This window comes from Nodosilinea sp. LEGE 07088, assembly GCF_015207395.1.
Taxonomy (GTDB): domain Bacteria; phylum Cyanobacteriota; class Cyanobacteriia; order Phormidesmidales; family Phormidesmidaceae; genus Nodosilinea.
In genome coordinates this window covers 1-1074 of record NZ_JADEWX010000392.1, presented here as the reverse complement: position 1 = coordinate 1074, position 1074 = coordinate 1, and the positions used below count along the sequence as shown (strand labels likewise).

Sequence of the window (1074 nt, the reverse complement as noted above, 5' to 3'; positions counted from 1 at the left end):
CGAAGATGCTTCGCGTATCCGCATGCACCAGTTGCCGCAAATCTTCGCCGTCGCTCGGAACTTCGCGCTCAACCTCTATCGCTCCAATGAGTTCTCCAACATGGCTCAGGCTGAACGACTCTGCAAAAATGGCCTAGATACCCTCAAGGCCATTTTTAGAATGAAATAGCCCTGGTTGACCTGTCACGTTCGCCATTTGTGTACCCGTTTCAAGTCACGGCCAGAATCTAGCGGTTATTTGACTTGGCGGCAGCAGTTTTTCCAAAAACGACTGCGGTTGGGGCTGTGGCTAGGATTATTTTGGTCTTTGATCGGAGCAGTTGACGGCCTTTATTCTGTCTTAGTAAAAATTGAAGAACTCAGAACCAAATTTCTAGAGATCTTTGGTGACGCAGCGATCGCAGATGCCTTTCGGGATGCCACCATCGTCTATAACGTGGTCGTGCTGATAGTGCTGGGAAGTTGTTTGGTAGGGCAGAGAACTCAATGGGGGAAACGATATACTGCGGTATGGTTTCTATTGTTTGCCTGCTCACTGAACGAATTTCTGGGACAGGTGATTGCCACCTTTTTTCAGATTCCGATTTCACCGGATACCCTTGTTTTTTTTGGCGATCGCCATTCTCATTCCTGTGCATTGGCAACTTCATCTAATTGCCCAGATTTTACCCATTGCATATTATGCAATTGTTTATCCAGCGATCGGGCTAACTACCCTTGGAACGACGAACACTTACCAGATTTACAGCGTTTCTCAGTCTGATGAGGTACAGTAGCAGCAATTAGTAAACCAATTTTCGATATCTTCTAGAGAAACTTGTTCAAACGCTTCTTTAAGCGCTTTTTCCGCCGATTCTAGAATGAAGTGCAACACCTAGAAGCTTTCCACAGAGGGGCTCATAGGATAGTCTGATGTTTACCACAACAAAAAGACACCCTATGAGCTAAGTAGCTAGGCGCAATTAAATATAAAACGTTCCAGTGGGTAATCTCCGGTTCTACTACGTGCCTCCATGCCCTCAATGACGGTCATGGCCAGGTCATATTCGTTATCAAACATCTGCCCGGCAATCT

Annotated in this window: 1 protein-coding gene; it reads left to right on the top strand. The window is 46.1% G+C overall.

What is annotated here, in order from left to right:
- The first annotated feature begins 238 nt into the window (after positions 1-238).
- Positions 239-763 (top strand): hypothetical protein, encoded by a 525-nt coding sequence (locus IQ254_RS31215; protein WP_193970013.1) that lies wholly within the window; start codon positions 239-241, stop codon positions 761-763.
- Positions 764-1074: the final 311 nt, after the last annotated feature.